Annotated in this window: 24 protein-coding genes; 14 read left to right on the top strand and 10 right to left on the bottom strand. The window is 58.4% G+C overall.

All coding sequences use genetic code 11. The features are described 5' to 3' along the window. Positions 1–108: 108 nt before the first annotated feature. Genes B9N72_RS06825 through B9N72_RS06815 form a run of 3 tightly spaced genes read right to left on the bottom strand, consistent with a single transcriptional unit; the run spans position 109 to position 4,212 of the window. Complete coding sequence (locus B9N72_RS06825; protein ID WP_085275676.1) at positions 109–1,647, bottom strand: DHA2 family efflux MFS transporter permease subunit; 1,539 nt, start codon at positions 1,645–1,647, stop codon at positions 109–111. Positions 1,648–1,659: 12 nt separating this feature from the next. Further along, on the bottom strand, positions 1,660–2,799 hold the full coding sequence (locus B9N72_RS06820; protein ID WP_085275675.1) for an HlyD family secretion protein: 1,140 nt from the start codon (positions 2,797–2,799) through the stop codon (positions 1,660–1,662). Positions 2,800–2,835: 36 nt separating this feature from the next. Next, positions 2,836–4,212 (bottom strand): efflux transporter outer membrane subunit, encoded by a 1,377-nt coding sequence (locus tag B9N72_RS06815; RefSeq protein ID WP_234985902.1) that lies wholly within the window; start codon positions 4,210–4,212, stop codon positions 2,836–2,838. Between B9N72_RS06815 and B9N72_RS06810 the strand changes: the two genes are divergently transcribed. Further along, positions 4,211–4,978 carry a TetR/AcrR family transcriptional regulator gene (locus B9N72_RS06810; RefSeq protein WP_234985901.1) on the top strand — a complete coding sequence of 256 codons (768 nt, stop codon included), beginning with the start codon at positions 4,211–4,213 and terminating at the stop codon, positions 4,976–4,978. The two genes, B9N72_RS06815 and B9N72_RS06810, sit on opposite strands and share 2 nt — an antisense overlap. A gap of 135 nt (positions 4,979–5,113) precedes the next feature. Here B9N72_RS06810 and B9N72_RS06805 read toward each other — a convergent pair whose 3' ends face one another. Beyond that, positions 5,114–5,752: a TetR family transcriptional regulator gene (locus B9N72_RS06805; protein ID WP_085275673.1), complete on the bottom strand. Its 639-nt coding sequence runs from the start codon at positions 5,750–5,752 to the stop codon at positions 5,114–5,116. 374 nt (positions 5,753–6,126) lie between these two features. Between B9N72_RS06805 and B9N72_RS06800 the strand changes: the two genes are divergently transcribed. From B9N72_RS06800 to adeC, 3 genes are read left to right on the top strand one after another with little or no spacing between them, the layout of a single operon-like run. After that, on the top strand, positions 6,127–7,311 hold the full coding sequence (locus B9N72_RS06800) for an efflux RND transporter periplasmic adaptor subunit (protein ID WP_085275672.1): 1,185 nt from the start codon (positions 6,127–6,129) through the stop codon (positions 7,309–7,311). 15 nt (positions 7,312–7,326) lie between these two features. Continuing rightward, positions 7,327–10,527, top strand: a complete 3,201-nt coding sequence (locus B9N72_RS06795; RefSeq protein WP_085275671.1) for an efflux RND transporter permease subunit — start codon at positions 7,327–7,329, stop codon at positions 10,525–10,527. After that, entirely contained in the window at positions 10,520–11,989 is a 1,470-nt protein-coding gene (adeC, locus tag B9N72_RS06790) for an AdeC/AdeK/OprM family multidrug efflux complex outer membrane factor (RefSeq protein ID WP_085275670.1), read from the top strand. Before B9N72_RS06795 ends, adeC begins: the two co-directional genes overlap by 8 nt. 120 nt (positions 11,990–12,109) lie before the next feature. On the opposite strand, the gene B9N72_RS06785 is transcribed toward adeC, so the two are convergent. The 6 genes from B9N72_RS06785 to B9N72_RS06760 all read right to left on the bottom strand — a co-directional run bounded on the left by B9N72_RS06785 (position 12,110) and on the right by B9N72_RS06760 (position 18,643). Further along, positions 12,110–12,730 (bottom strand): methyltransferase family protein, encoded by a 621-nt coding sequence (locus tag B9N72_RS06785; protein WP_085275669.1) that lies wholly within the window; start codon positions 12,728–12,730, stop codon positions 12,110–12,112. 115 nt (positions 12,731–12,845) lie between these two features. Further along, complete coding sequence (gene asnB / locus B9N72_RS06780; RefSeq protein ID WP_085275668.1) at positions 12,846–14,720, bottom strand: asparagine synthase (glutamine-hydrolyzing); 1,875 nt, start codon at positions 14,718–14,720, stop codon at positions 12,846–12,848. Positions 14,721–14,724: 4 nt separating this feature from the next. Continuing rightward, positions 14,725–15,684 carry a glycosyltransferase family 2 protein gene (locus B9N72_RS06775; RefSeq protein WP_085275667.1) on the bottom strand — a complete coding sequence of 320 codons (960 nt, stop codon included), beginning with the start codon at positions 15,682–15,684 and terminating at the stop codon, positions 14,725–14,727. Positions 15,685–15,734: 50 nt separating this feature from the next. Further along, the gene (locus B9N72_RS06770) at positions 15,735–16,073 is read right to left on the bottom strand and encodes an EamA family transporter (RefSeq protein ID WP_085275666.1); all 339 of its coding nucleotides are present in this window, start codon (positions 16,071–16,073) and stop codon (positions 15,735–15,737) included. Beyond that, positions 16,070–17,014 carry a class I SAM-dependent methyltransferase gene (locus B9N72_RS06765; protein ID WP_085275665.1) on the bottom strand — a complete coding sequence of 315 codons (945 nt, stop codon included), beginning with the start codon at positions 17,012–17,014 and terminating at the stop codon, positions 16,070–16,072. The genes B9N72_RS06770 and B9N72_RS06765 overlap by 4 nt, the downstream gene beginning before the upstream one ends. Positions 17,015–17,059: 45 nt before the next feature. Beyond that, complete coding sequence (locus B9N72_RS06760) at positions 17,060–18,643, bottom strand: hypothetical protein (protein ID WP_085275664.1); 1,584 nt, start codon at positions 18,641–18,643, stop codon at positions 17,060–17,062. Between the two features lie 261 nt (positions 18,644–18,904). Between B9N72_RS06760 and B9N72_RS06755 the strand changes: the two genes are divergently transcribed. The 10 genes from B9N72_RS06755 (at position 18,905) to B9N72_RS06710 (ending at position 26,970) form a co-directional block, all read left to right on the top strand. Beyond that, positions 18,905–19,099 (top strand): Flp family type IVb pilin, encoded by a 195-nt coding sequence (locus B9N72_RS06755; RefSeq protein ID WP_085275663.1) that lies wholly within the window; start codon positions 18,905–18,907, stop codon positions 19,097–19,099. A 494-nt stretch (positions 19,100–19,593) separates the two neighbouring features. Beyond that, positions 19,594–19,788 carry a Flp family type IVb pilin gene (locus B9N72_RS06750; RefSeq protein WP_085275662.1) on the top strand — a complete coding sequence of 65 codons (195 nt, stop codon included), beginning with the start codon at positions 19,594–19,596 and terminating at the stop codon, positions 19,786–19,788. A gap of 30 nt (positions 19,789–19,818) precedes the next feature. Next, complete coding sequence (locus tag B9N72_RS06745) at positions 19,819–20,370, top strand: A24 family peptidase (protein WP_085275661.1); 552 nt, start codon at positions 19,819–19,821, stop codon at positions 20,368–20,370. A gap of 193 nt (positions 20,371–20,563) precedes the next feature. Then, on the top strand, positions 20,564–21,874 hold the full coding sequence (locus B9N72_RS06740) for an ATPase (RefSeq protein WP_085275660.1): 1,311 nt from the start codon (positions 20,564–20,566) through the stop codon (positions 21,872–21,874). Positions 21,875–21,950: 76 nt separating this feature from the next. Then, positions 21,951–22,802 (top strand): Flp pilus assembly protein CpaB, encoded by an 852-nt coding sequence (gene cpaB / locus B9N72_RS06735; protein ID WP_085275659.1) that lies wholly within the window; start codon positions 21,951–21,953, stop codon positions 22,800–22,802. Positions 22,803–22,845: 43 nt separating this feature from the next. After that, on the top strand, positions 22,846–24,408 hold the full coding sequence (locus B9N72_RS06730) for a type II and III secretion system protein family protein (protein ID WP_085275658.1): 1,563 nt from the start codon (positions 22,846–22,848) through the stop codon (positions 24,406–24,408). Between the two features lie 12 nt (positions 24,409–24,420). After that, on the top strand, positions 24,421–24,711 hold the full coding sequence (locus B9N72_RS06725) for a hypothetical protein (protein ID WP_085275657.1): 291 nt from the start codon (positions 24,421–24,423) through the stop codon (positions 24,709–24,711). Positions 24,712–24,754: 43 nt separating this feature from the next. After that, positions 24,755–26,020, top strand: coding sequence for a TadE/TadG family type IV pilus assembly protein (locus B9N72_RS06720; RefSeq protein ID WP_085275656.1), 1,266 nt, complete (start codon positions 24,755–24,757; stop codon positions 26,018–26,020). Between the two features lie 9 nt (positions 26,021–26,029). Next, the gene (locus tag B9N72_RS06715) at positions 26,030–26,500 is read left to right on the top strand and encodes a TadE/TadG family type IV pilus assembly protein (RefSeq protein ID WP_085275655.1); all 471 of its coding nucleotides are present in this window, start codon (positions 26,030–26,032) and stop codon (positions 26,498–26,500) included. After that, positions 26,497–26,970, top strand: a complete 474-nt coding sequence (locus B9N72_RS06710) for a TadE/TadG family type IV pilus assembly protein (protein ID WP_085275654.1) — start codon at positions 26,497–26,499, stop codon at positions 26,968–26,970. The genes B9N72_RS06715 and B9N72_RS06710 overlap by 4 nt, the downstream gene beginning before the upstream one ends. Position 26,971 lies beyond the last annotated feature (1 nt).

Genomic DNA, 26,971 nt, shown 5'->3' with positions numbered 1-26,971 from the left:
TTCAGAACCTATCAATGCGGTTGCAAGAAAGGTCTTTTGCCTTGGGCACGCTCTAGACCTTTCTTGAACACTGGCGGCTGACCACTCGCCAGCCCACCGGACACCTTTCTAATGAACGTTGCCGGTATCCGCCACCTTGGTCGGGCGTGGCGCCAACCATATCGCGCAAGCTGCGATCACGAACGACAGTCCGCTCAGCCAGAAAATCTGGTTAGTCGACAGCATGATGCTTTGCGACTGCACCAGTTGGTCGATCATACCCCTAGCGGTTTCGGTACTCATACCGCTCTGGGTCAGGCTTTGCAAGGCCTGCCCGGTCGCATCGACAAAGCCGGACAGTTCAGCCCGATTGTAGGAGGCCTTGTCTTCCCAAGAAGTCGTGACCAGCGAGGTCGCAAAGGCGCCGGATAGCGTCCGCAAGAAACTCATCAAACCCGCCGCGGAAGCCATCTCCTCGGTCTCGACGCTGGCCATGGCAAGGCCAGTTAACGGAACGAAGAAGAAAGGCATGCCAAGCCCCTGGAACAGCAAGGGCAAAGCCACCTGCCAGAAACCCATGTCGGAGGTGCCGAAGCTGCGGAACAGCGTCACACCGCCAAGCCACATCACCCCAAAGAACACCAGCGGGCGCGGGTCCATCTTGGTCGACATTTGCGCCGCGATCGGCGCGGCAATCACCGCCAGGATGCCGCTCATGGCCGTAGCGTAACCGGCCTGGGTAGCGGTGTAGCCCATATAGCTCTGCAGCCATTGCGGCGTCAGAACCGTCGCGCCAAAAAACGAGCCGAAGGCAAGCGAAATGGTCAGCACGCTGGCCCAGTAACCACGATGGCGAAACACGCGCAGGTTGACGATAGGGTTGCTTGCCGTCATTTCCCAGATCATGAAGGCGGCAAAGCCGATGACGGCGATGATTGCCAGGGCCACGATCTCGGGAGACGAGAACCAGTCCAGATTTTTCCCTTCGTCCAACATCAGCTGCAACGACGCCACCCAGGCAATAAGCAAAGCCAACCCGACGGCGTCGACAGGCAGCTTGATCAGCTTGCCTTCAAAGCGCTTGAGCATCTGCCAGCCAAAGTAACTGCACGTGATCGCGAGCGGCGCATTGATGAAGAAGATCCATGACCAACCCACCTGGTCACACAGGTAGCCCCCCAGAATCGGCCCCATGATGGGCGCCACCAGCGTGGTCATGCTCCACAGACCAATGGCGGCGCCGGCTTTCTCTTTCGGGAAAATCTGCTGCAGCAGGGTCTGGGACATCGGCATCAACGGTCCACCGGCCAAGCCCTGCAAAACACGGAACAGCACTAGGAGCTCGATCGAGTTGGCAAAGCCGCACAGCACCGAGAACAGCCCGAACAACAGCATCGATACGACAAACAGGCGTACCGTTCCGAAGCGGGCGGCCAGCCAGCCCGTCAGCGGAACGATGATGGCCTCGGCCACGGCGTACGAAGTAATGACATACGTCCCCTGACTGGAGGACACGGCCAATCCGCCGGCAATATTGGGTACCGACACGTTGGCGATGGTGGTGTCGAGCACCACCAGGAAGTTGGCGGCCGCCAGCATCAAGGCAGCCAGCCACAACGCCCCGCCTTCAAGCGGCTTGGTCTGTGCAGCAGCGACGTTAGCACTCATGACAAGACCCCTTTAGAGGTTGCTGGCCGTATCGATGGTGGCGGTCATCGACAAGCCGACTTGCAACGGGTGAGCCTTCAGTTCGGCCGGGTCGAGTTCGACGCGCAGTGGCAAGCGCTGCACGACCTTGATCCAGTTACCGGTAGCGTTCTGGGCCGGAATCAGCGAGAACGCCGAGCCCGAACCGCCGGAGAACCCCACTACCTTGCCGTGGTACACCACATCGGAACCGTAGATGTCCGAATGCAGCGTGACCGGCTGGCCAACCCGTACCTTCTCCAACTGCACCTCCTTGAAGTTGGCATCCACATGCACCTGCTGCAGCGGAACGACCGACATCAGCTGCGCGCCGGACTGGATGCGCTGCCCCACCTGCACCTGGCGCTTGGCTACCACGCCGTCGATCGGGGCGCGAATGACGGTGCGCTCCAGATCCACACGCGCCTGGTTGCGTTTGGCGCGAGCCAGGGCGACCTCCGGATTGGTATCAACGGTGGTATTCGCGGTCAGCGTCTGATTGGCCTTGAGCGAGCCTTGGGCCGCCAGCTTGTTGGCCTCCGCCTGGGCCAGCGCTGCCTTGGCGGCATCCAGGGCGGACTTGGCGGTGTCGTAAGCCGTCTTGGCATGCGTCAGCTCTTCACCGGAGACCGAGCCGGATTTCGCCAGCGCCTGCCGGCGATCCAGGTCAATCTTGGTTCGATCCAGATCGCTTTGTGCGGAGCTCAGCTGTGCCTTGGCGCGCAGCAGTTCGGCATCGCGGGCGCTGACTTGGGCCTGCAGGCCATCGTCGCTGGCCAGATAGCCTTTCACTTTTCGCTCGGCCCGGGCCAGTTCGGCCTCGGCCTGCTCCAGGGCCAGACGGGCATCAGTGTCGTCCAGCTCGACTAGGACATCACCCCGTTTCACGGCCTGGGTGTCCACGACCTTGACGGCGCGGACGTTGGCGCTGATAGACGGCGTTACCTGGGCGATTTCGGCGGCGACGTAGGCATTGTCGGTCGTGACATGATGCGAGGCGACCAGCGTCCAGTAGGCACCATAGGCTGCAGCGGAAAGCGCCACCGCACCGCCCAGTGCGAGGAACAGTTTCTTGCGCTTGGCCGCATTGTCGGTTTGAGGGAGCGGAGCAGTGACAGTCAGCGTTTCAGACATGATGGATTCCTTAGATTATTGAATTGGTGTCGGTTGTTATGCCGCGCGATAACCGCCGCCAAGGGCGCGGATCAGTGCGACATCGAGGCTCAGACGGCGGGTCTGCAGATCACTCAGCGAGCGGCGGCTGGCAACTACGCTGTCTTCGGCAGTCAATACATCCAGATAGGTAGCCAGACCACCCTGATAGCGGTTACGAGCGATGCGCAAGGCATCCTCGGCAGCCGCCAGCGACTCCTGCTGTGCCGACAGCCGGCCATCGAGTGCGGCCTGGCTGCTCAAGGCATCGGCGACATCCTGCAAGGCGTGATTGAGGGTCTGGTCGTAATTGGCGACGGCCTCGTCGTACTGGGCACGGGTGACGCGGTACTGGCCTTGCAACTGACCACCCCGGAAGATGGGCAAGCTGATGGCCGGGCCGAAACCGGCAATGCCGGAGCCGGCCTTGGTCAACATGCCCAGCCCCAAGGATTGAGCCCCGACGTAGGCAGACAGGTTGATATTCGGGTAGAACTCGGCGCGCGCCTGGTCGATCCGTTTGGCCGCGGCCTCGGCACGCAGCCGTGAGGCGGTGAGGTCTGGACGACGCCCCAGCAGATCGGCGTGAAGTTGCGCGGGAACCACGATGTTCTGCGCCAGGTTGATTGCCGGCCGCTGGATACGATCACCCCGCTCCGGCTCAGCCCCCATCAGGGCCGCCAGTTGATGACCCTGCAACGTGATGGATTCTTCGATGGCCAGCAGCTCTGCCTTGGCCGACGCCGAGCGGGAATCTGCCTGGCGCACCGTCCCCAGCGTTTCCAGCCCTTGCCGTTGCCGCTCATTGATCAGCTGCGCGCTTTGGGTCCGTATCTCGAGAGCCTGTTGTGCCGCATCCCGCTGGGCGTACAAGTGCGCCAGCTCGGCATACGCAGATGCGATGGCAGTCGACAAGGTCAAGCGCGCCTGGGCCGCGTCGGCTTCGGCCGCCGCCTGCTCGTTGGTGGCCGCGGCCAGCGCCGAGCGGTTTTTGCCCCAGAAGTCGATTTCGTAGCTCAAGTCGAGCGTGGCCCGGACAGAGTTGTTAAGCCCCTGCGGCACGAACGCGGCCGGGACACCGTTGTTGTAACTCTGCTTCATGCGACTAAGCGAAGCATTCACCCCCACCGAAGGCAGCATGGCGGCACCAGCCTGCTGTGCCGCGCCGATGGCCTTGCGTACCCGCGCATCGGCTGCAGCCAGGTCAGGAGCATTGCGAAGCGCCTCGTCAATCAGCTGATTCAACTGGACATCACCGTAGTGCTGCCACCAGGTGGCGTCGAGTTGGACCTGCTCCTTGCTCGGGCTGGCGCCCAGGGGTTTAGGCTGAGGCAGCGGGCCAAGATCCGGCACGCTGGCGCAGGCGGCCAAGGCGAGCACGATGGCCAGGGGCATGGCACGTCGCAGCAAAACCGCAGGTGATGAAGCGCTCATGTCAGTGGTTTCCTTGTTAACTGAACTGTACGGTACAGTTTATAACTTGACAGATTTCCTCTCGTCAAGCAAAACTGAACCCATTGGTTCAATTTTGAGGCATCATGTTGTGAGAGTGAAAAGCGAGGCAAAGCGGCAAGGCATCATCGATGCGGCGGCAGCGGTATTCATGGAACAGGGCTTCTCCGCCACCTCCATGTCGGAAATCGCCAGTCGCGCGGGGGGCTCCAAGGCCACCCTGTACAGCTACTTTCCGTCCAAGGAAGAGCTGTTTTGCGAAGTCATGCGGGACTTGTGTGCCGCACGGGTACAGCCGGTCTTTACCGTGCTGGAGACGGGTGAACAGCTGGACGAGACGCTGGAGACGTTCGCAATCGGCTTTCTGCGGGAGATTCTTAGCCCTGACCTGCTGGCGATTCGCCGCATGATGCTGACAGAGGCCGGGCGATCCAATATCGGGCAACTTTTTTACAACGAAGGACCCAAGATTGGCCGAACCAGAATCGCCCATTACCTGGAGCAACAAATGCAACAGGGACTTCTGAAGCAGGCCGATCCATGGCGCGCTACCCTGCATTTGCTGGCCCTGCTGACATCCGAACTGGCCGATGAATGCCTGTGGGGCGTCAGGGAAAAACCTACCGATCAGGAAATCACCGAGCATGTACGTTCGGCACTGACGGTGTTTTTTGCCGCTTACGGCACTCAGTCCATTCCCCAGGAGTAACGCCACCGGTGAAAACGGCCATGCCTCCAGCAAATGTCACGGCGAGGATGCCGGCGCCGACCAGACCAGCGACACAACACCAAAGCGAACACCGCCCCCATCTCTACCAAGTACAGGCACGCCGGGGCCATGGCTTCAGGGGCGGAGCATCGCAGGACAGGATTTGAGCATTTCGCAGTAGCCATCCAGAAGGTTTCCGGCCTCGCCTTCAAGATCGAAGCTATCGGGACTGAACAGCCAGTTGCCCATCAAACCGCTGACCAGCGCATGCAGCATGATGTCGGCGCGCGCGATGTTGAGTCCGGCCGGCAACTGGCCCAGCTCAACCGCCCGCAGCAGGATACGGCGGATACGATCGGTACAGTCTATGAGGCATTCCTCCTGGCGCTGCATCACCGGCCCCATATCGTCGGTTAGTTCGCACTTATGGTAGAGCACGTCGAACACACGCCGACGCTGTTCGTTGCGCACCAGGCTTTGCAGGATGCTCAGGCAGGCGGCACGCAATTCACCAAGGGGATCAGGATGTTGCGGATTGTCCACCACGTCAGCGAACAGGGTTTCGATAGGCAGGCTCACCCGGTCGACCATCGCCGTGAACACGTCCACCTTGTTTTTGAAATGCCAGTAGATCGCACCGCGTGTCAGCCCGGCGGCGGTGGCGATATCCGCCAGAGAGGTGCGTGCCACCCCCTGCTCGGCAAAGACCCTCTCGGCCGTGTCGAGAATCAGACTGCGCGTTTCCAGCGACTCTTCTTTAGTTTTGCGGGCCATCCAGCCTCTCCCGAGCAGGCAAGGCGTTCATAGCGCCCCACGCGTCATAGACATACATTCATGAATGTATATATACTATCAGCCAGCTTGGTAATTTCCCAGCACCCCGTGAAATCCATTTTATTAGTGTGGCTTTTAATGGCCTGGTTATGTGCTTTCTGACAGCTGCCATCGCCCTATGACAGAGCGGCCTCCCCGCCACTGCACCTACATGGTTGGCACACCGTCCTGATGTAAGGATCACCAGAAAATCGCATAATTAGGATATTTGCATTTCCAGACGAGAAGCAGGCCGGCTGCCTCCCATAGCCCGTCTCTCTCGGGTCTTCGACTTAGCCATACCCAATCACCCACTTGAGTATCGGGAGCGTTCCATGCGCATCAATAAAAACTCCTCATTGCGTCTGGTCACAGTCGCAACCCTTGCGGCGGTAGCCGTCCTGACCGGCTGCGGCGAGAAGCAGCAGACGCCGCCCCCCGGCGCGGGTCAACCACAGGAAGTCGGCGTCATCACCGTCAAGCAGGAAAGCCTGGCGCTGTCGACCGAGCTTCCGGGTCGACTGAATCCTTATCGAGTATCCGAAGTACGCGCACGTGCAGCCGGCATTGTGCTGAAACAGGTTTTCCACGAAGGCAGCGACGTCAAGCAGGGTGAATTGCTGTTTCGCATCGACCCGGCCCCCCTCCAGGCAAGCCTGCTGAGCGCCGAGGCGTCGTTGGCCAAGTCGGAAGCGACGCTGGCCCAAGCCAAATTGCAAGAGGGCCGCTACAAGGAGCTGGTTGCGGTCAATGCAGTCAGCAAGCAGGATTACGACAACGCGGTCGCGGCCGTGAAGCAGGGGCTGGCCGACGTGGCAGCCGGCAAGGCAGCGGTGCAGACCGCAAAGCTGAATCTGGGCTATACCTCGGTGACGTCCCCGATCCCCGGCCGCATCGGCAAGGCCCAGGTGACTGAAGGTGCACTGGTAGGCCAGAACGAACCCACCCTGCTCGCCACGGTGCAGCAACTCGACCCGATCTACCTCGACTTCACCCAGTCGAGTTCCGACATGTTGCGGCTGCGCCGCGCTTTCGATAGCGGCAAGCTGGAGAGCGTGGCACCGGGCCAGGCCAAAGTCCGCCTGGTACTGGAAGACGGTACGGAATACCCACTGACCGGCAAGTTGCTGTTCTCGGACGTGACGGTGGATCAGAGTACCGGCATGGTCACGCTGCGCGCCGAGTTCCCGAACCCGAAGCATGAGCTGTTGCCTGGGATGTACGCCCGCGCGCGCCTGGCACAGGCGGTCGACAAGACGGCGTTGACCATTCCGCAACAAGCGCTGCAGCGTGGCCAGGGCGGCAGCGCCTCGGTGCTGCTGGTCGGCGCCGACAACAAGGTGCTGGCGCAACCCGTGAAGGCCGAAACGGCGGTCGGCGACAAGTGGGTGGTCACCGAAGGCCTGAAGGCCGGTGACAAGGTCATCGTGCAGGGCCTGCAGAAAGTCCGCCCCGGCGCCCCGGTGAAACCGGTTGCGGCGGCCTCTTCAGCCCCCGCCTCGGCCGTTCAAGGTCAATAACGGAGACCGCTCAACATGCCTAAGTTCTTTATCGATCGCCCGGTCTTCGCCTGGGTGATCGCCCTGTTGATCTTGCTGATCGGGGGGCTGTCGGTGGTCAAGCTGCCGGTGGCACAGTACCCCAGCATCGCGCCGCCATCGGTATCGGTGAGTGCCACCTACGCCGGTGCCTCGGCGGAAACGCTGCAAAACTCCGTCACGACGGTGATCGAGCAGCAGATGAACGGCATCGACGGCCTGCTTTACATGTCGTCCAACAGCCAGTCGTCCGGCCAGGCCACCATCACGCTTTACTTCCAGCCCGGCACCAACCCGGACATCGCCCAGGTCCAGGTGCAGAACAAGCTGCAACTGGCCATGCCGCGCCTGCCGACCGAGGTGCAGCAGCAGGGGGTGAAGGTTGCCAAGGCGACCCGCAACTTCCTGATGTTCGTGACCTTGTCGTCGACGGATGGCAGCGTGGATGCGGTGGGGCTCGGCAACTACATCTCGTCCAGCCTGCTCGATCAGTTGAGCCGGGTGACCGGTGTCGGCGAGGCGACGCTGTTCGGCTCCGAGTACGCGATGCGTGTCTGGGTCAGCCCGGACAAGCTCAACAGCTTCAAGATGACCACCTCCGACGTCATCGCCGCCATCAAGGCACAGAACGTGCAGGTGTCGGCCGGTGAACTGGGCGGCCTGCCTGCCATCAAGGGCCAGCAGCTCAATGCCACGATTCGGGCGCAAAGCCGTTTGTCGACCCCCGAACAGTTCGGCAACATCCTGCTTCGCGTCAACAAGGATGGCTCGCGCGTGCTGCTGCGCGATGTCGCCCGCATCGAGCTCGGCGCGCAGACCTTCACCACCAAGGCCTACGTCGACGGCAAACCGGCGGCGGCAGTCGGCATCAAGCTCGCACCTTCGGCCAACGCCCTGGCCACGGCACAGGCAGTACGTGACAAGGTCCAGGAGCTGTCGCCGTACTTCCCGCACGGCGTGAAGGCCGATGTGCCGTACGACACCTCGAAGTTCGTCAAAATTTCGATCGAAGAGGTGGTGAAGACGCTAATCGAAGCCGTGGCGCTGGTCTTCCTGGTGATGTACCTGTTCCTGCAGAACTTCCGTGCCACGCTGATTCCGACCATCGTGGTACCGGTCGCGCTGGCCGGTACGCTGGGTGCGATGGCGGCGTTCGGCTTCTCGATCAACGTGCTGACCATGTTCGGCATGGTGCTGGCGATCGGCATGCTGGTGGACGACGCGATCGTCGTGGTGGAAAACGTCGAGCGCATCATGAGCGAGGAAGGCCTGCCGCCGCGCAAGGCGACGCGCAAGGCGATGGAGCAGATCACCAACGCGCTGATCGGCATCTCGCTGGTGCTGACCGCGGTGTTCATCCCGATGGCGTTCTTCGGCGGCTCGGTGGGGGCCATTTACCGGCAGTTCTCGCTGTCGCTGGTGGCGTCGATGGTGTTCTCGGTGCTGCTGGCACTGACCCTGACCCCGGCGCTGTGCGCGACCCTGCTGAAACCGGTTGACGCCGGCCATCACCATGCCAAGAGCGGCTTCTTCGGCTGGTTCAACCGCAGCTTTGCGGCCAGCACCAACAAGTACCAGGGTGCCGTCGCCAAGATCATCCAGAAGACAGGCCGCTACATGCTGGTCTACTTCGTGATCATCGGCGTGGTGGCGCTGCTGTTCGCGCGCCTGCCGTCGTCGTTCCTGCCGGAAGAGGATCAAGGCTACTCCATCACCATGGTGCAGTTGCCGACCGGCGCCACCTCCGAGCACACCCGCGACATCCTGGCCCAGGTCGAACAGTATTACCTGAAGCAGCCGGAAACGGCGCACTCGATCGCCGTGGCCGGCTTCGGCTTCAACGGCAATGGCCAGAACCTGGGCCTGGTGTTTACTCCGCTCAAGGACTGGGGTGAGCGCAAGGCCGCGGAGCACCATGTGCAAGGCGTGATCGGCCGAGCCTTCGGGGTGTTCTCGCAGATCAAGGATGCGATCATCTATCCGCTCAACCCGCCGCCGATTCCGGAACTGGGTAACGCCACCGGCTTCGATTTCATGCTGCAGGACCGCAGCGGCCAAGGCCACGACAAGCTGATGGAAGCGCGCAACATGGTGCTCGGCATGGCGGCCAAGGACCCGCGCCTGGCTGGCGTGCGTCCGCAGGGCATGGAAGACGCGCCGCAGTTCCAGGTCACCATCGATCAGGAAAAGGCCAGCTCGCTGGGTCTGTCGCTGGCGGATATCAACAGCACCCTGAGCACCAACTTCGGTTCGTCCTACGTCAACGACTTCACCAACGGCACCCGTGTGCAACAGGTGATCGTACAGGCGGATGCTCCGTACCGGATGCAGCCGCAGGACATCGAGAAGCTGTTCGTGCGTAACGCTTCCGGGACCATGGTGCCGTTCTCGGCCTTCGCCAGCGCCAAGTGGAGTTACGGCTCGCCACGCCTGGAGCGCTACAACGGCGTGCCCTCGATGGAGATTGTCGGCACCGCGGCGCCGGGCAAGAGTTCCGGCGAGGCGATGCAGGCGATCGAGGAAATCGTCGCCAAGCTGCCCGCGGGCTTCGGCATTGAATGGACCGGCCAGTCTTATGAAGAGCGCTTGTCAGGTTCGCAAGCGCCGGCGCTGTTCGCCATCTCGCTGGTGGTGGTGTTCTTGTGCCTCGCCGCGCTGTACGAAAGCTGGTCAATCCCGTTCTCGGTCATGCTGGTGGTGCCGCTAGGCGTGTTTGGCGCGCTGCTGGCAGCCCACCTGCGCGGCCTGCCCAACGACGTCTTCTTCAAGGTGGGCTTGCTGACCACGATCGGCCTGTCGACCAAGAACGCGATTCTGATCATCGAATTCGCCAAGGACCTGCAGGCACAGGGCAAGAGCGTGATCGAAGCGACGCTGGAAGCGGTTCACCTGCGGCTGCGTCCGATCCTGATGACCTCGATGGCCTTCGTGCTGGGCGTGCTGCCGCTGGCAATCAGCAATGGCGCGGGCTCGGCGAGTCAGCACGCCATCGGCACCGGTGTGATCGGCGGCATGCTATCGGCCACGTTCCTCGCCATCTTCTTCGTGCCGGTGTTCTTCGTGGTCGTCCGCAGCCGCTTCAAGGGCAGCGAACGTCAACGCAAGCTCTACACGCACCATATGGAAGACGAGGTTGCGGCGGTTCCGGTGACGGTTGAAACGCGTAACGCGGACCAGGAAGGAAAACACCATGACTAAATACACCTTGCCCGCCCTGCTCGCCGCCACGCTGCTTGCTGGTTGCTCTTTGGCCCCGACCTACCAGCGCCCGGCCGCGCCGGTGGCCGGGCAATGGCCGAGCGGACCGGCCTACGGCGGCGATGCCGCCACCCAGGCGACCCAGGGCCGTGCCGCGGCGGACATCGGCTGGCGCGAATTCTTCGCCGATGCACGGCTGCAAAAGCTGATCGAGCTGGCACTCGCCAACAACCGCGACCTGCGGGTGGCGATGCTGAATGTCGAAAAGACGCGCGCGCAGTACCAGATTCAGCGCGCCGACCTGTTCCCGGCGATCGACGCCACCGGCAGCGGCACTCGCCAGCGCCTGCCGGCCGACCTGTCGAGCAGCGGGCGCGCCGGCGTGAGCGGCAAGTACAGCGCCTCCGTCGGCTTCACCGCGTACGAGCTCGACCTGTTCGGACGGGTACAGAGTCTGAAGAACGAGGCGCTGGAGCAGTACTTCGCCAGCGGCGAGGCGCAGAAATCGGCACAAATCTCGCTGGTATCGGAGGTGGCGAGCCAGTATCTGACGCTGCGCGCGCTGGACGAGCAACAGAAGGTGGTCACCGACACCCTGACCGCCCAGCAGAGCTCTTATGACCTGACCAAGAAGCGCTTCGACGTCGGCACCGTCACCGCCCTCGACCTGAGCACCGCCGACAGTCAGGTGCAAACCGCCAAGAGCAATCTGGCGAGCCTGATGCAGCAACGCGCCCAGGCCGAGAATGCCCTGGCGCTGCTGGTGGGCCAGCCCTTGCCCGCCGATCTGCCGGAAGGCAATGCGTTCGATGCCCAAGGCCTGCTGGCAGACCTGCCGGCCGGCCTGCCGTCCGACTTGCTGGAACGGCGCCCAGACATCGTCCAGGCCGAGCACCAGCTGAAGGCGGCGAATGCCGATATCGGCGCGGCACGCGCGGCGTTCTTCCCGAGCATCTCGCTGACCGGCAGCTTCGGCACGGCGAGCAGCCAGCTCAGCAACCTGTTCAAGTCCGGTCAGGGCGCCTGGAGCTTCATGCCGCAGATCAACCTGCCGATCTTCGACTGGGGCAAAAATGCGGCCGGACTGGACGTCTCCACCACGAGCAAGAAGATCGCGGTGGCACAGTACGAGAAATCGGTGCAATCGGCCTTCCGCGAAGTGTCCGACGCACTGACCGCACGGGCCATGCTGGAACAGCAGATCGCGGCGCAAGAGGCGCTGGTGAAGTCGGAAACCCAACGCTACCAGTTGGCCGAGTTGCGCTACCGCAATGGTGTGGATAGTGCGCTGACGCTGCTCGATGCCCAGCGCTCGCTCTACAGTGCACAGCAAGGCCTGATCCAGGCCCGGCTCGCGCGGCTGACCAACCAGGTAACCCTGTACAAAGCACTGGGCGGTGGCTGGCTCGAACACTCGGCCGCGGCGGGAAAAACGCCGCCCAAGGCGGACGCCGCCTCCTAGTGAGATGTATCCCGCCTGCCAGCAGGCACTCAAGCAAAACGCCATGAGTCTCTCTCATGGCGTTTTTGTTTGCGGCACCGTACCCGAATGCGGGGTGTACAACGTTGGCCGAAGCCATCTCTAGTACACGAAGGGGATCAGGCGGTAACGTACCGTCAGCATGTATTCCCGATACGCCGGATCGAGCGCCAGATGGCGCTCCTCACGGACGATGCGGGTGAGTAGCAACAGCAACAACAAGGCATAGACCAGTGCATTGGCCGGCGACGTGTTTTGCAGCACATAGCCGGCAAAAACCAGAAAGTAGCTGGCATAGATCGGGTGGCGCACCAGACGGTACATCCCGGAGGTTTTGATCTCACGTTTCGCCGCCACAATAGCGAAACTGCGGTTCAACGACAGCAAGCCGACGATCTGCAGTGCCGTCCCAATCAACACCAGCATGCTCGCTGCTGGCATGACACCCCATGGCGCGGGCCGAAACAGCATCGGCAGATAACTGCCGGCCACACCGATCAGCCAGTCACCCGGAGCGAGCGAGATGGTCTTGGGGCTGCTACGCACGAAGAAGAGAACCGCCGTCAGCGTTTCTGAAAATACCACTACGATCAGGGCAACATCATGGGTCTGCTGAAACCGGGTCAGATGGGCATAGGAAAACATCCACCACACGAGTGAAAAAACCGCCCCGACATACAGATTGAAGCGCTTCGAGTACAGCAAGCCGGGCAGTGTGATCATGGCCAACCCCTTCCGTTCTTCAAGAAATATCTGTCGGGAGAACAGTATCAATCACCCCTGCGGCAACCCTTCGGGGCTTGATTCGCCACGCCAGAGATAGTCATACACACCCGCACTACATCAATACCCCATCAGCACGCGGCGGCACCACCATGCCCAACACCCACTGGCTCCAAAGAAAGGAGTGATGGTTTTTCCGATGACCTGCGTGATCGGCAAACGCCGCTTCGATAAAGTCGTTGTTGAGACAGGACAGGCAGGATTTTTCGGGAAGCAGGTTTTCCCCCCTCAGCCACTGGGCGACCGGTGCGGCGAACCCCTGTTTCGGTCGGTGCAGGATGCCCATCGGCAAGAAGGGAGCCATCGCTTTCTTCAGGATGTACTTGGTTTCGCCGTGCCGGATTTTGTAGTCGGACGGAATGGTTCGAGCCAGATTGATGACGTCGATATCCAGAAACGGCGAGCGCAGCTCCAGCGAGTTCATCATGCTGGCTCGATCGGTTTTCGCCAGGATGTCGTCCTGCAGATAGATATCGGTGAAAAACTGCAGGGTCCGACCGACAGGATCGGTTTGCGAGCAGCGCTCCCAGGCGTCGATCGCCTCGGCGAACACCTCGTCGAGGTCAACCGGCTCCGCGAACAACTCGGCGAGCTCTTTCTCGTCGAGCGGGCACATCCATACCGGATTCCACAGCCGAGAGGGATAGCCAACCCCACGAATGGCCCGCTTCACCTTGAAGTCGAGGCTCATGTAGCCATCCAGCACAGGCAGACGGCTTGCCAGGAGCTGGATCACCTGGTGTACCGGCCTCGGTACGATCTTCTGGTAATAGCCTGCCCACCTGAGCGCCCGAAATGGTGCGTACCCCCCGAACAATTCGTCGGCGCCATCGCCCCCCAACGCCACCGTCACGCGCTCGCGAGCAAAACGGCACACTAAATAAGTGGGAAGCAGGGAACTGTCGCCCGTCGGCTCATCCAGCCGCCTCACCACCTCGAGCAGCAATTCCCTGGCGGCCTCGCTCCCTAAGATCTGCTCATGGTGCTGCGCCTTGATGTGTTCCGCCATCTGGCGCGCATAGCCCGACTCGTCAAACCCCTTCTCGTCGAAGCCGATGCTGAACGTCTGCAATTGTCCCGCTTCGAGACGGCGGGCTGCCAGCGCCGCCACCGACGACGAATCGACCCCTCCGCTGAGAAACACGCCCACCGGGACATCGGCCACCAGGCGCCGGGCAACTGCCTGGTCCAGCAACGCGGTCAGCTCTTCCTGGCACTGGCGTTCGAAGCCGGCAGGGCGCGTTTCGGTGGGCTCGAGGACGAAGGACCAATAGCGTTTCACCTCCGCTACCCGCTCCAGCAGAGAGAAGGAGAGCGAGCACCCCGCCGGCAGCTTGAAAATATCTTCGTAGGGCGTGTGCGGGGCCGGAATGTAGCCGTAGCCGATGTATTTCTGGATGGCCCGGGTCGACACCTGGGCGGTGACATGCGGATGCGTCAGCAGGGCCGTCAGTTCCGAAGCAAAGACCAGGGTGCCCTGCTGGAACGTATAGTAGAACGGCTTCTTGCCGAAGCGGTCACGGCTGCAAAACAGCCGCTGCCGGACCTGATCGTAAAGAGCAAACGCCCACATGCCGTTGAGCTTGTGCGTCAGCGCCTCTCCCCACTCGCGGTAGCCGTGCAACAGCACCTCGGTATCGGAATGGTCCGTGGCGAAGACATGCCCTGCCCGCTCCAGCTCGGCACGCAATTCTCTGTGATTGTAGATTTCCCCGTTGAACACCACTCCCAGGCGGCCGTCCGCGGTCCACATCGGTTGATGGCCATCGGCCAGGTCGACAATGGCAAGCCGCGTATGCCCGAGATACACCCCTCGTTCCCGGTCACACCACGCCCCTGCCCCATCCGGCCCGCGATGGCTCAGCAGTTGGAGCATCCGGGACAAATCCTCGGCTGACCCCTTTCCCATGAACCCGGCGATGCCACACATTCGACTACCCCTGAAGGCCATGCGGCTTGATGTTGCAGGTCTTGCCGATCAGATAGACGGTCTTGCCCTGCGCCTCGTAATAGGTGCGGATCAGCACTTCGGCCAACAGCCCCATCAGAATGCACATGAAGCCGGAGATGCCGGCCATCACGCCCAGCAGCGGAAGGGGCGTCGAAATCAGGGAGACCCCCTCAACAAACTTGAGGTACAGCGCCCAGGTCACCACCAGCAGGCTCACGGCGAGAATCACGACACCGACCGAACCGAACAAATACATGGGCTTGCCGGAATACTTGGCCAAAAACTTCACCACCAGCAGGTCGAGCAGGACCTTCACCACCCGGCTAATACCATACTTGGACACCCCATTCTGGCGAGGATGGTGCTGGACCGGAATCTCCGCAATCCTCGCCCCGAGGCAGCTCGCATAGATCGGAATGAAGCGATGCATTTCTCCGTACAGGCGGATACCTTTGATGATGTCCTTCCGGTACGCCTTCAGCGAACAACCGTAGTCATGCAGATGCACCCCGGACACGTACGAAATGATCCCGTTGGCGACCCGGCTCGGCAACGTGCGGTTGATGGGATTGTCCTTGCGGTCCTGGCGCCACCCGGAGACGACGTCGAAGCCTTGCTCCAGTTTTTCCAATAGGCGGGGGATGTCCTGCGGATCGTTTTGCAGGTCGCCATCCATGGGAATGATGACGTGGCCTTCCGCATAATCGACCCCCGCCATCATCGCCGCCGTCTGACCGAAATTGCGGCAGAACTTGATCACCTTGACCGACGCATTCCGTGCCGCCAGCTCTTCCAGCTTGTCCTGGCTGCCATCGGTGCTGCCATCGTTGATGAAGATCAGTTCCCAAGGCTGCCCCAATCTCTCAAGTACAGAAACGGCCTGCTCGTATAACGCAGTGAGATTGTCTGCCTCGTTGTATACAGGCACGATAACCGAGATCATAAATACCTCTAGCTCAAGGTAAGCACGGCGCGACGTTGATGACGTCAAACTCAGGTAATGGTCCGCCCGACCAGCACGATTCCGGAAAAGATCAAACCAATCCCCAGCAGCCTGGCGGCCCCAATGGGCTCACCCAGCACCAGGTGCGCGGCAACAATCACCGCGACGAACTGCATCGCCGCCAGCGATTGCGCCACATTCAGTGGCAGCACCCGCAGCACGACGATATACAACAGCGCCGCGAGCCCGAAACACACAAAACCCAGCACGATCTTGATGTTGAGCAGACCCAGCAGCCCACTCTCCGCACGCATCGCCCCGGATTTAAAGAAAAGGTTGGCCGAAACCGTGAGCAAGACCATCGCCAGATAACAGGCAAGAACCTTCATGACTGTGCCCTCTTCGGCTTCTCGGCCATGCCGATCACGATCAGCCCGGCATGCCGGAGCCCGGGAATCCGCACCGTCCAACCATCCAGTTTCGCCATCAGCCTCGTCAGCGCTCGAATACCCGGCAGATAGCGGAACAGGCGATTGAAAACCAGCACATCGCTATTCATCAGCAGGCAGTAACCCAAGAAGCCATGGGTCTCCCAGTGCTTCAGCTCCAGGCCAGCCTGGGTCAGCACCGGAACCGTTTCCCCATAAAGTAGAGGCCGTTCAGTCTTTTCGTCGAGGGCGGGAGACAGCCAGTAGATCAGCGCGCGCAGCCAACGCCACAGGAAGAAGTCGCTCACCGGCTCGCGCCAGAAGAAGCGCCCCCCCGGTTTCAACACCCTGTAGATTTCACCGAACAGACGCGCCCGGTCATTGACGTGATGAATGCCACCGATGATGAATACGCTATCGAAGGTGGCATCGTTCAGCGGCAGATTGGTGGCGTCGCCCTGGATGAAGCAGTAGCGCCTGTCCCTGAGAAAATGCCGGGCAACATCCAGCATCGAAGCGGAAATATCCACCCCCACACCGCTACCGACCTTGCGGCCCAGCAGGCGAAAGGCTTCGCCACTGCCACAACAGATTTCCGCCGTCACCGCCAGTTCGGCGTCCGAGACCACCTTATGAAAGGCATCGTCCAGATAGGCCATATACTCCTGCGTGTGGGGATAGCCGAGGTTTTCGAGATACTGCGCATGAACCATCTCGAAATGCACCTGCTGTCGCTTGGCATCCTCGGTGCACAGGGTTTCCGCAAACAGAGGAATTCCTGAGGCGTTGACCCGGTAACAATTGGCACCATCACAGCTCGACAGGCCCTGCCCGTCGAATACCAGCGCACTCCCGGAACTAGGGCAGCGCATCATTCGGACAAACTGTGAGTTGAGATTCATTGCCCACTCCACCAAACCCGCCAGGAACCTCTTGCAAAGCCCGCTTCAGCCCTGACCGCCGTCTTTGCCATAGCGGGCAATGAGCGCCCGGTACTTGCTAACGTTTCTGAGCAAAATGGAATGCTTGCCATCATCAAAAACGGACTTGAAGCTTCCGTCCGCCAGGATGAGCTGCCGGATCGGCGCCGAGCTTTCACACACGACATAGTCGATACCGTAGCTGGCAAAGCGCTTTTTCCAATCCTTGTCGCCACGATAGGTTTCCAGGTAGTGATCGACGAAACCCTTGGGATAGATGTCCGTTCTGCCGTAGATAAACACACGCTGTTGCGGATACAACCGGTAAATCAGGTAGCCGCCATAGTGGTAGGTATTGAACATGCGCCCTTCGATGTGGTTGGCCAGGATGAAATCAGTGGCCTTCACCGGCAGTATCGAAGTCAGGGTTTCTTCGGCCAGGCTTCTCCTGGAGGGATAGATCAATGCAACAGCCAGCAGGGCAAAGATCAAGAGCAACAGGTTCATCACTCCTTCTGCCCCTCCTACCTGCCTGTTTCCCGCCACCCAAACCTTTCCGACCCGTGCAACCAGGGGATGAGGCACCGCATTCGCCCGACGGGTCGGAAATCTCAGTTTGCGTAAGCCCTCTGACACCGGGAGGTCCCGGTAGAACAGCGCAAAATGGGGCGTCATGGCCAGCGCAGTCAAGGGCAAGTTCCTGACTGAGATGAATGCGCCGGCAATGTAGATCAGTGACACTCCGATTTCTGCCAAGTCGGGCTTCCTGGTCGAATAGACCATGTTCAGAAAGAAAATAAACACCATGGCCAAAAAGTACTGGAACAGCCATTGGTGAAAGTTGGGCGACTGCCATTCGTTAATGAATTGCATATCGCCGGAGGCCACGATGGCGTTGTAGGGGTAACGCCAATAGCTGAACCCTTGCGGGTTGATTGCCGTTGCAAGCAGCCCCAGCAATGCCACCAAGGTGAGCCGTGTCAGCCGCGACACGGCAATACAGCCAGCCGCATCGCGCCAGCAATACTTGGCCCATTCCGCCGAGATGAACGCCGCCATCAGCACGAGGCCAAGGAAGAAACCGCCATGCAAATTGGCCCACAGCAGCATGATGAGGGGTATCCACCACAGAGTCCGCTCAGAAGCACAATACTTGAAGCAGAACAGCACCCTGATCAGCAGGGCGAACAATAAAAAAGTAAAGATGTGAGGCCGTGGAGCCAGCAATCCCATGAACACACAGAACAGCAGAATCGCCTGAACCGCCTTACCCTCGTCCTTCAGAACATCAAGACTGGTTTTGTAGCTGACAGCCCAGCACGATACGTAAATGGATGTGGTAAATAGCCATACTGTTTTCAAGCCACCCAGCTGGAATAATTGATAAAACAGCCATTGAGACAACCACTCGGAATTAACCCAAGAATGTCCTGAATTGGTATAAGCGAATACATCATGCCAAGGCAATTGGGCAGAGCTAGCAATAAGCTCGCCCGTTTTGAGGTGCCAGTAAAAATCGGGGTCCTCGAACCTAGGAAAAAATCCGACCACCATAAACATAATGATGAAAATAGCAATCGGCAGCGTCAAACGCCCTTTCAAGTAAGCCATTTTTTCAAATCTCCCTATTATTTTTATAATTGATTTGTAAATTGCACCCACCCCACCTTTGAAATGCACTATAGTGCATGACAAAACATTATCAAGAGCTTGACACACTTTTGATAGCAGCCTAAACCGTAGTGCATGTCATACCCAAATGGATGACAGAGCTGCATTCAATCAGCCCAATGAAAATTCAATTAGCATTATTGAGAATACAAATATATGTCATATATATAAACATACTTCCGCAATGAAAGCCTGTCGATCATGTCAAAACTGAGAATCATTCTGAAGTCAATCTTCGATATCGAAGATGGCGTCACCAGCATCGAATATGCCCTACTGGGGTCCCTGATCGCCATGGTAATCCTATCGGCTGTAATGGGGTTAGGAACCAGCCTGGGGGCTTTGTTTGTCGATGTAGCAACAGAGGTTGGAGATGCCATCAGCAGAGCCCTGTAGCCACACAGGCTCCTGGCTAAAGCTTAATTCATGGAAGCGCCTGACAACCTATCAAATAGTGATAGATGAGGGAGCTTTGTTGTTGCAATTCAAAAGGGATGCAAAGAGAAAATAAAATTTTGCGATTCATCTTGCATCGCAAACAGGATGTACTAGATTGGGTTTAATAAAACGTGTTTTTACTCAATCCGCAAACCTAGCAAAGCGGCTGAAGCAACATTTTATGCAAAATTGTTAATTAAACCAATTATCAATACCAATTAAATAAAATGGCAGCTGTAAGCAGTGTTTTTTTTGCCCATATTTAAAACAAAGACAATGAAGTATGCTTAGCATTAACTTAGCAATATCGACTGCCGAAAGGCTGTCCGGGGAACCTGGCAATCCACTCCTTCTGACTGGAATGCCACGAAGCAAGACGCCATGACGGCATGGCGTAATGACGAGGGCAGCAACTTGCTGCTTTGGGATCACTCGAGATGGAGAGTATGGCAATGGAAAAGCTGACAGTTTCATGGAAACAATTTGCCCAAGATGAAGAGGGAGTTACTGCTATCGAGTACGGCTTGATTGCGGCACTGATTGCCGTTGTAATCATCACTGCCGTAACACATGTAGGGAAAAATCTAAATCTTGTCTTTGATAACATTTCTAATGCACTTGATAATGCATTGAAATCGGCGAGTTAGAAATTTATCTTAAATTGAACTTAACCCCCCATGATAACAAATGACATAATTAATTTTCTCCCTGGGGCGAGGCTGGGCCTGCTCGCAGGCTTCCTCCTCGCCACCGTTATCACCGATACGGCCGCAAGGAAGATCCCCAACAAGCTGGTGCTAGGGGGATTGGTAGTCGCGTTTCTCTGCCAAGGGCTGATTTCAGGAGGGGGCGGTTTACTGGAAGCGGCAAAAGGGATGGGGCTGGGATTTGTGCTGTTTCTGCCCCTTTACCTTTTACGCGTCATGGGGGCGGGTGACGTGAAGCTGATGGCCATGGTGGGTGCGTTTACCGGCATGCAGGATATCGTCGGTATCGTGTTATTCACGCTGCTCGCCGGCGGAGTTTTGTCACTTGCCTTTGCCTTGAAGCTGAAATCGTTGAACCGATTGATAGACAACGTGAGATACCTGGCCTTGTCCGGGATCAGTAAAGTCGCCGCCGGAAAAATACCGGTCAATGATTTCCCTATCAATTCGATAGGAACACTGCCCTACGCTTGGGCTATAACGCTAGGAACAGCAGGTTATTTTTTTTGGCAATCGGTATAGCGTCAGTGCAAGATCAATAATAAAAAAACAAAAAAATTCGACTACCCAAGGGGCTTGCGGCGCAAAGCGGCTTTTTTTGGGCCAAGTTACATGCATTTCGGGTCATCTATGAAGTTGAAGTTTTGATTTGGCAAAATCCACGTCTCCAACATGAGGCCATGGAATACGCCGAATAATCGGGGAAGGAACGAAAATGTTCAATCCGGATGGACTGGAGTCGCAAAATAGCGGCTTATCGCAAGAATTTCTGCCCAAAGCACCACAATCCGTCAAAGAAACCGAACTGGATTTTCTCTTCCTAGTGGAACTGCTCTGCAAGACCCTGTTCTCCCACGGGCAGATGCGGCTGGTCGAACTGGTGAACCATACCAAGCTGTCCATTTCCGTACTCGAACCCCTGCTGGCCTTCATGCGCACCGAGCAGCTTTGTGAAGTATCCGGGCGCAACGATACCGAAGCGACCATCGCTTTCAACCTCACCGAGGGCGGCCGCAAGCGTGCACAAACCTTCCTGCAGAAAAGCCATTACGCCGGGCCGGCCCCGGTGAGTCTGGCTTCGTATATCGACATGGTGCACAGGCAGTCCGTCAGCGGCATGAAGATCACCAAGGAGTTGGTCGCCGAGGGTTTCGAAGGATTCGTGCTCCGGCAAACCACGCTGGACCAGTTCGGTGCCGCCATGAATTCGGGGCGAGCCATCTTCGTCTACGGCCCGGCCGGCAGCGGCAAAACCTACGTCTCCGAACACCTTGCCACACTACTTACCGGCTACACGGCCATTCCCCATGCGGTGGAGATCAACGGAGAAGTTGTCCAGATCTTCGACCCGTTGGTGCACAAGCCGGTGAGCAGTAGCGGCGCCGCGGGCTCGCTCGACCGGGGCGTGCGACATGACCCGCGCTGGGTGCTCTGCCAACGACCGGTGGTGATTACCGGCGGCGAGCTGACCCTGTCGATGCTGGATCTGGAATTTGACCAGAACACGCGCTTCTATCAGGCGCCGCCTCAGGTCAAAGCCAACAACGGCTTGCTGATCATCGATGACCTGGGACGCCAGTTGGTCTCGCCTCAAACCCTGATGAACCGCTGGATTGTCCCTCTGGACCGCAAGGTCGATTACCTCGCGCTGCATACTGGTACCAAGTTCATGGTGCCGTTCGATGTCATCGTGATCTTCTCCAGCAACATCCCGCCCAGCCAGTTGGCCGACGAAGCCTTCCTGCGGCGTCTCGGCTACAAGATTTATATCGGGGAACTTCATGAAAACGAGTATCGCGCCATCTTCGAACAAAACTGCCGTCGAATGAGCATTCCGTTCAGCGAAGCGGGGTTACGTTTCGTGATCGATCAGTTGCATACCAAGCACGACAAACCCCTCCTTGCCTGTATCCCGCGCGATCTGCTCGAGCAGGTTCGCGATTTTGCCTTCTACCAGGGGGTGGAGCCGGAATTGTCGGAGAAGATGCTGTCATGGGCATGGGAAAACTACTACACCCGAGGCTAGGTTGGTTGACTGACCCGGATTCGAGCCTCACATCACGCACGGGGAGAAGCCAGTGAAAAACCCAAGAGCAATCGGAATGATCGTGGTGTCCGTCATCATCGGCCTGGTGGCTGTGGTGATGGCATCCCAGTGGATCAACAAGCAAACCAACGTGGCGGCGCAAAAAGTCGTCGTCGCCTCGATGGACATCGACCTCGGCTCCAAGCTGACCCCCGAGATGCTGCGCTCCGTCGACTGGCCCAGCGGCAGCATTCCGGAAGGCGCAATTCTCGATCCCAAGGCCCTCGACGGCCGGGTACTGAAAACCAGCATCAATCGTGGCGAGGCCATCCTCGAGTCGAAGCTGGCCCCCGTCGGCACTAAGGGCGGGCTATCCGCCGTCGTCATGGAAGGCAAGCGCGCCATGACGGTCAGGGTCAACGACGTCGTCGGTGTCGCCGGCTTCGCCCTGCCCGGCAACTACGTCGACATCCTGGTCAACACCACCGACGATGCCAAAAAAATCCAGAACAGCGATGCCAGCATCTCCAAGATCGTGCTGGAGCACATCCTCGTTCTCGCCGTGGCTCAGGAGGCAAGCAGGGATGATACAAAGCCCAAAGTGGTCAATGCCGTAACCCTCGAGGTAACGCCAGAGCAAGCCGAAAAGCTCGACCTGGCCCGCAGCGTGGGCACCCTATCGCTAGTGCTGCGCAATCAGGTCGACCCTCAGCCAGTGCAGACAGTGGGCATCACCAAGCAAGTCTTACTGCGCGGTCATGACGAACCACAACCGCCCAAGGCCACCGCCGAAGCCAAGCCCGTCAAGAAGCACGTCAAAGTGGCCAAGAAAGCGACCAAGCCTGCCCACTCGGCTCCCACCGTCGCCGCGGCCCAGACCTGTGTGGAAATTGTCCGTGGCACATCACGCCACCATGAGTGTTTCTAGCCGGATCGCCAGATAAAACCGCTCATTACGTGAGGGAACCATAATGAACAAGAATCCTGTTGGTGCGTTGCCTGGACTCAATGCCTGTGTTTACGCCCTCGCCACCTGCGGCATGTTTCTTCTGGCTTCCAATAGCCAGGCCGCAACCACTACGCCCAAACGGCTGGCGGCCACTCCTTCTACCGTGGCGCCCTGCAATACGATCGAGTCGGCGCCGCTGGTCAATGTCACCGTGGGCAAATCGTTCAGGCTGAAAACCCCATCGCCCATCAGTCGCATCCTGCTGGGGAACCCGGAAGGGTCACAAGCGGCTCAGCCCAAGGAAAGCACCGACGCCAATGCAGACAAGGGGAAGCCCTCGGCAGGAGGGAGTGCCAAATCCGGTGTGGCCGACGTGGATGTGATTCTGCTGAGCCCCAGCGAAATCTACCTCTTGGGCAAGAGCGTCGGCTCCACCAACATCATCCTGCTCGGACGTAACGGCCAATGCACTCTGGTCGACGTAGCCGTCGGCGCGGACACCGCTTCGCTGCAATCCTCGCTCAACCAATTGCTCTCCCCCGGCGCCAATAACGTCAAGGTCAGTGCCGCTGCAGATTCGCTGGTACTGACGGGCACGGTGGCCGATACCGCCAAGCTCGACAGAGCCATGACCTTGGCCGAAGCCTACGCAGGCAAATCTAAAGTCATCAACATGCTGTCTGTCGATGCTCCGCAGCAGGTGCTGCTGGAAGTCAAAATTGCTGAGATTTCCAAGAAATTGCTCGACAAACTTGGCGTCAATATCGCGGGCATCCTTAACCATGGTGGCTGGACCTACTCCTGGAACAGCCTTTTTGCCAATGACCCACTGGGCAAAGCCTTGCTAAGCGGCATCAACGATAGCGGAACACGGGCATTCCAAATCGATGCACAACACGATGATGGCCTGCTGAAAGTTCTGGCAGAACCTAACCTCATGGCGATCAGCGGCCAGGAAGGAAGCTTCCTCGCCGGCGGCAAGATCTTCATCCCGGTGGCGCAGAGCAATACAAATAGTGGCGGGTCGACCATCACCCTGGAAGAAAAGGAATTTGGGGTCGCACTGCGCTTCACACCGACCGTACTCGACGGTGGCCGCATCAATCTCAAAGTCGCTCCGGAAGTATCGGAGCTGAACCCGGAGGGCGTCGGTATCTCCGCCATCGGTGTAGCAGGAAAATCCATCCTGCCATCCTTCACTACTCGGCGCGCCGCCACCACCGTACAACTGCATGATGGCCAGAGTTTTGCCATCGGCGGTCTGCTCAAAAACAATGTCACCACCAACATCAGTGCCTTCCCGTTCCTGGGCGAAATTCCGATTTTGGGGGCACTGTTCCGCAGCACCAGCTTTCAGACCGACAAGTCGGAACTGGTTTTTGTCGTCACCCCGCGGCTGGTGAAACCGCTGCCACCTGATTACAAGCTGCCAACAGATAATTATATCCCACCAAACCGGGCAGAACTCTTCCTGGGTGGCCGCATGGAAGGCAGGCAACCCGAGCCCTCGGCAAGCAAGGCCAGCGATGCCTCGCCCCAGCCAGAAGCATCGACACAAGCCCCCAGCGGCTTCGAAGTGAAATAAGGAGGCCACGCCATGCAAGCTTACAAACTGATGATCACCATGAGTGGGACTGTCTTGGCTGTGCTGCTGACCGGTTGTTCCTCCACCCCGTATCTGGACAGTCATTTCGGTGAGTCGGTGGACATGATCAAGGCCCAACAGACCATCAATCCTCAGGCATCGCAAAACATGGACCCGGTGGCGGGAATCGACGGCAAAGCGGGACAGGAGGCCATAGGCCGCTATTACGACTCGTTCAAGACGCCCCCCTCTACCGCCAACATTCTTACTATCGATGTCCTGGGAGGCGGGGGAGGGAAATAAATAAACCCTTTTCTTAATTTGGCAAAACGCGCGAGGTGGCTTCATGAAGCGCTTTCACCAGCGGCCGTTACGACACCATCAGAAAGGTGTAACCGCCATTATTGTCGGCCTTTGCATCGTCGTTCTGATCGGCTTTCTTGGGCTGGTTGCCGACCTTGGGCATCTGTTCATTACCAAGACGGAGTTGAGCGACGCTGCCGATGCCTGCTCCTTGGCCTCGGCAGCTGAATTGAAAGGCGATGCCGACTCTCTCAATAGGGCTGAAAGCGCCGGTATCACGGTGGGCCAGAGAAACAACGTCGATTTCCAGAACGTCGGGGTTTCGATAACACCCAATCAAGACATCACTTTCAGCGACCATCTAAATGGCACTTACTATACAAAAAATGCGGTAGCAGTAACCAATATCCCCAATATGAAATATGCCAAATGCACGCTCCCCCGTACGGGTATCATGCCTTGGTTCATGCAAGTGATGGGAGCGGGGGCTCAAAGCGTTACCTCTCATGCGGTGGCAGCCCTTTCACCTTCCCAGACGAATTGCGCCATTCCTGTCGGTTTGTGCACACAGACCCCACCTGCAAGCTGCCCTGACGGTAGTGCACCAGACAGTTATGGGTTTTGTATTGGCCAATGGTATGGCAGTCGCTTTACAGCAGGCGGGGGATTCACCGGTAATTTTAACCTGATCGACTACACCCCCCCCAGTGGCGGGGCAAGCGAACTGTCAGGCCAGATGACCGGTGCTGGGCAATGCAATTTGAATATAACGAACTCGGTTGGCCAAACAGGCATGCAGCAATCTGTTGCCAATGCCTGGAATACACGATTTGGCCTTTATCAAGGCAGCTACAGTGTCAATAATGCCCCGCCCGATTTTACCGGCTACGCCTATACCGTCAATTCTTGGCCAAGCCAGTTCAACGCCTATAACGGGACGGATGGCACTCAGCCCAATTTCTTGGCTTCTCGCACTGCCCATACCATTTATCAAGGTGATGTGGCTGCTGGCCTGAATTTAACGGGCAGCCCCAACAGCGCGACATCAGCCCAGCTCGCTGCCAATGGAGCGGACCGCCGCATGGTCTTGATGCCGATTGTCAATTGTGGCGATTGGTCCACCTCACAAACCGTCCAAATCCAGAAATTCGCATGCGCCTTACTTTTGCAGCCGATGCAGGCTCCTGGATCGGATACCTATATCGAATACCGCGGCCAAGCCGACTTGCCCGGAAATCCGTGCGCCACGCTGGGCTTACCAGGTGCTGGGGGCGGCATTGGCCCTAAAGTACCTGCTCTCGTACGGTAGGAGGTGGAGATGCAACGTTACTCCAGACAAACAGGTGTCGCCGCAGTGGAAATGGCGTTCTTATTGATGCCGTTGATATTTATCGTATTCGGCATTACCGAATTTGGCCGTGCTTTCTACCAATACAACACCGTAGTCAAGGCAACACGCGATGCCGCTCGTTATCTGTCAGGGCAACAGCCAGGCACCAAAGATGCAGAAGCCACCTGCTTGGTGAAGTATGGCAACTACAGTGCCTGCCTTGCCGACCCTAGCTATACCGGTCCACTTTTGGCTCCTGGCCTGGCAACAGCAACCATCTCGATCTGCGACTGGCCACGGTGTGCCAACCATAATGCACAAGGAAGCGATCCAGTCGTGAATTTGGTTTCTGTCACGGTAAGCAACTATCAATTTACTTCCTTGGTGCCTTTTGTCACATCGGGTTTATCGACAATCACCTTTAGTGACATTCATACCACTATGAAGGCAAACCTATGAAAACGGCCAAGTCAGGGTTGCTTGCATCAACCAAGAAATGTCAAAGCGGGGTTACTACCGTGGAGTTTGCATTCATCGCCATGATTCTTTTCGCCCTGCTGTTAGGAATCATGGAATTTGGCCGCTTGATGTTTACCTGGAACTCCGCAGTGGAAGCCACTCGCCGGGGAGCCCGGCTTGCCGTGGTGTGCGACATGAATGCCACAGGAGTCAAAAATGCCATGCGGGAAATTCTTCCCATCGTCGCGACAGGGGATATCAGTGTCAGCTACTCACCCAGCACATGCACAGGATCTACAGACTGTCAAAGCGTGACGGTTTCCATATCTCCCAACGCGCCGGCCTTTCATTATAACTTCCTTTATATCGGTACTTCATGGCGGATTCCGGCATTCAGTACCACCCTGACAAGGGAAAGCCTGAGCAACGGCTCTGGAGCCGATCAAAATCCCGATTGCTCAATTACATAAC

It is taken from the genome of Pseudogulbenkiania subflava DSM 22618 (assembly GCF_900177275.1).
GTDB lineage: Bacteria > Pseudomonadota > Gammaproteobacteria > Burkholderiales > Chromobacteriaceae > Pseudogulbenkiania > Pseudogulbenkiania subflava.
Note: the sequence above shows the minus strand (reverse complement) of the source record. Positions and strands in the feature narration are given on the sequence as shown.

Coding starts and splice junctions, on each gene's coding strand:
- B9N72_RS06825 (WP_085275676.1), bottom strand. CDS start 1,647: ATGAGTGCTAACGTCGCTGCTGCACAGACCAAGCCGCTTGAAGGCGGG.
- B9N72_RS06820 (WP_085275675.1), bottom strand. CDS start 2,799: ATGTCTGAAACGCTGACTGTCACTGCTCCGCTCCCTCAAACCGACAAT.
- B9N72_RS06810 (WP_234985901.1), top strand. CDS start 4,211: ATGGCACGTCGCAGCAAAACCGCAGGTGATGAAGCGCTCATGTCAGTG.
- B9N72_RS06815 (WP_234985902.1), bottom strand. CDS start 4,212: ATGCCCCTGGCCATCGTGCTCGCCTTGGCCGCCTGCGCCAGCGTGCCG.
- B9N72_RS06805 (WP_085275673.1), bottom strand. CDS start 5,752: ATGGCCCGCAAAACTAAAGAAGAGTCGCTGGAAACGCGCAGTCTGATT.
- B9N72_RS06800 (WP_085275672.1), top strand. CDS start 6,127: ATGCGCATCAATAAAAACTCCTCATTGCGTCTGGTCACAGTCGCAACC.
- B9N72_RS06795 (WP_085275671.1), top strand. CDS start 7,327: ATGCCTAAGTTCTTTATCGATCGCCCGGTCTTCGCCTGGGTGATCGCC.
- adeC (WP_085275670.1), top strand. CDS start 10,520: ATGACTAAATACACCTTGCCCGCCCTGCTCGCCGCCACGCTGCTTGCT.
- B9N72_RS06785 (WP_085275669.1), bottom strand. CDS start 12,730: ATGATCACACTGCCCGGCTTGCTGTACTCGAAGCGCTTCAATCTGTAT.
- asnB (WP_085275668.1), bottom strand. CDS start 14,720: ATGTGTGGCATCGCCGGGTTCATGGGAAAGGGGTCAGCCGAGGATTTG.
- B9N72_RS06775 (WP_085275667.1), bottom strand. CDS start 15,684: ATGATCTCGGTTATCGTGCCTGTATACAACGAGGCAGACAATCTCACT.
- B9N72_RS06770 (WP_085275666.1), bottom strand. CDS start 16,073: ATGAAGGTTCTTGCCTGTTATCTGGCGATGGTCTTGCTCACGGTTTCG.
- B9N72_RS06765 (WP_085275665.1), bottom strand. CDS start 17,014: ATGAATCTCAACTCACAGTTTGTCCGAATGATGCGCTGCCCTAGTTCC.
- B9N72_RS06760 (WP_085275664.1), bottom strand. CDS start 18,643: ATGGCTTACTTGAAAGGGCGTTTGACGCTGCCGATTGCTATTTTCATC.
- B9N72_RS06755 (WP_085275663.1), top strand. CDS start 18,905: ATGTCAAAACTGAGAATCATTCTGAAGTCAATCTTCGATATCGAAGAT.
- B9N72_RS06750 (WP_085275662.1), top strand. CDS start 19,594: ATGGAAAAGCTGACAGTTTCATGGAAACAATTTGCCCAAGATGAAGAG.
- B9N72_RS06745 (WP_085275661.1), top strand. CDS start 19,819: ATGATAACAAATGACATAATTAATTTTCTCCCTGGGGCGAGGCTGGGC.
- B9N72_RS06740 (WP_085275660.1), top strand. CDS start 20,564: ATGTTCAATCCGGATGGACTGGAGTCGCAAAATAGCGGCTTATCGCAA.
- cpaB (WP_085275659.1), top strand. CDS start 21,951: ATGATCGTGGTGTCCGTCATCATCGGCCTGGTGGCTGTGGTGATGGCA.
- B9N72_RS06730 (WP_085275658.1), top strand. CDS start 22,846: ATGAACAAGAATCCTGTTGGTGCGTTGCCTGGACTCAATGCCTGTGTT.
- B9N72_RS06725 (WP_085275657.1), top strand. CDS start 24,421: ATGCAAGCTTACAAACTGATGATCACCATGAGTGGGACTGTCTTGGCT.
- B9N72_RS06720 (WP_085275656.1), top strand. CDS start 24,755: ATGAAGCGCTTTCACCAGCGGCCGTTACGACACCATCAGAAAGGTGTA.
- B9N72_RS06715 (WP_085275655.1), top strand. CDS start 26,030: ATGCAACGTTACTCCAGACAAACAGGTGTCGCCGCAGTGGAAATGGCG.
- B9N72_RS06710 (WP_085275654.1), top strand. CDS start 26,497: ATGAAAACGGCCAAGTCAGGGTTGCTTGCATCAACCAAGAAATGTCAA.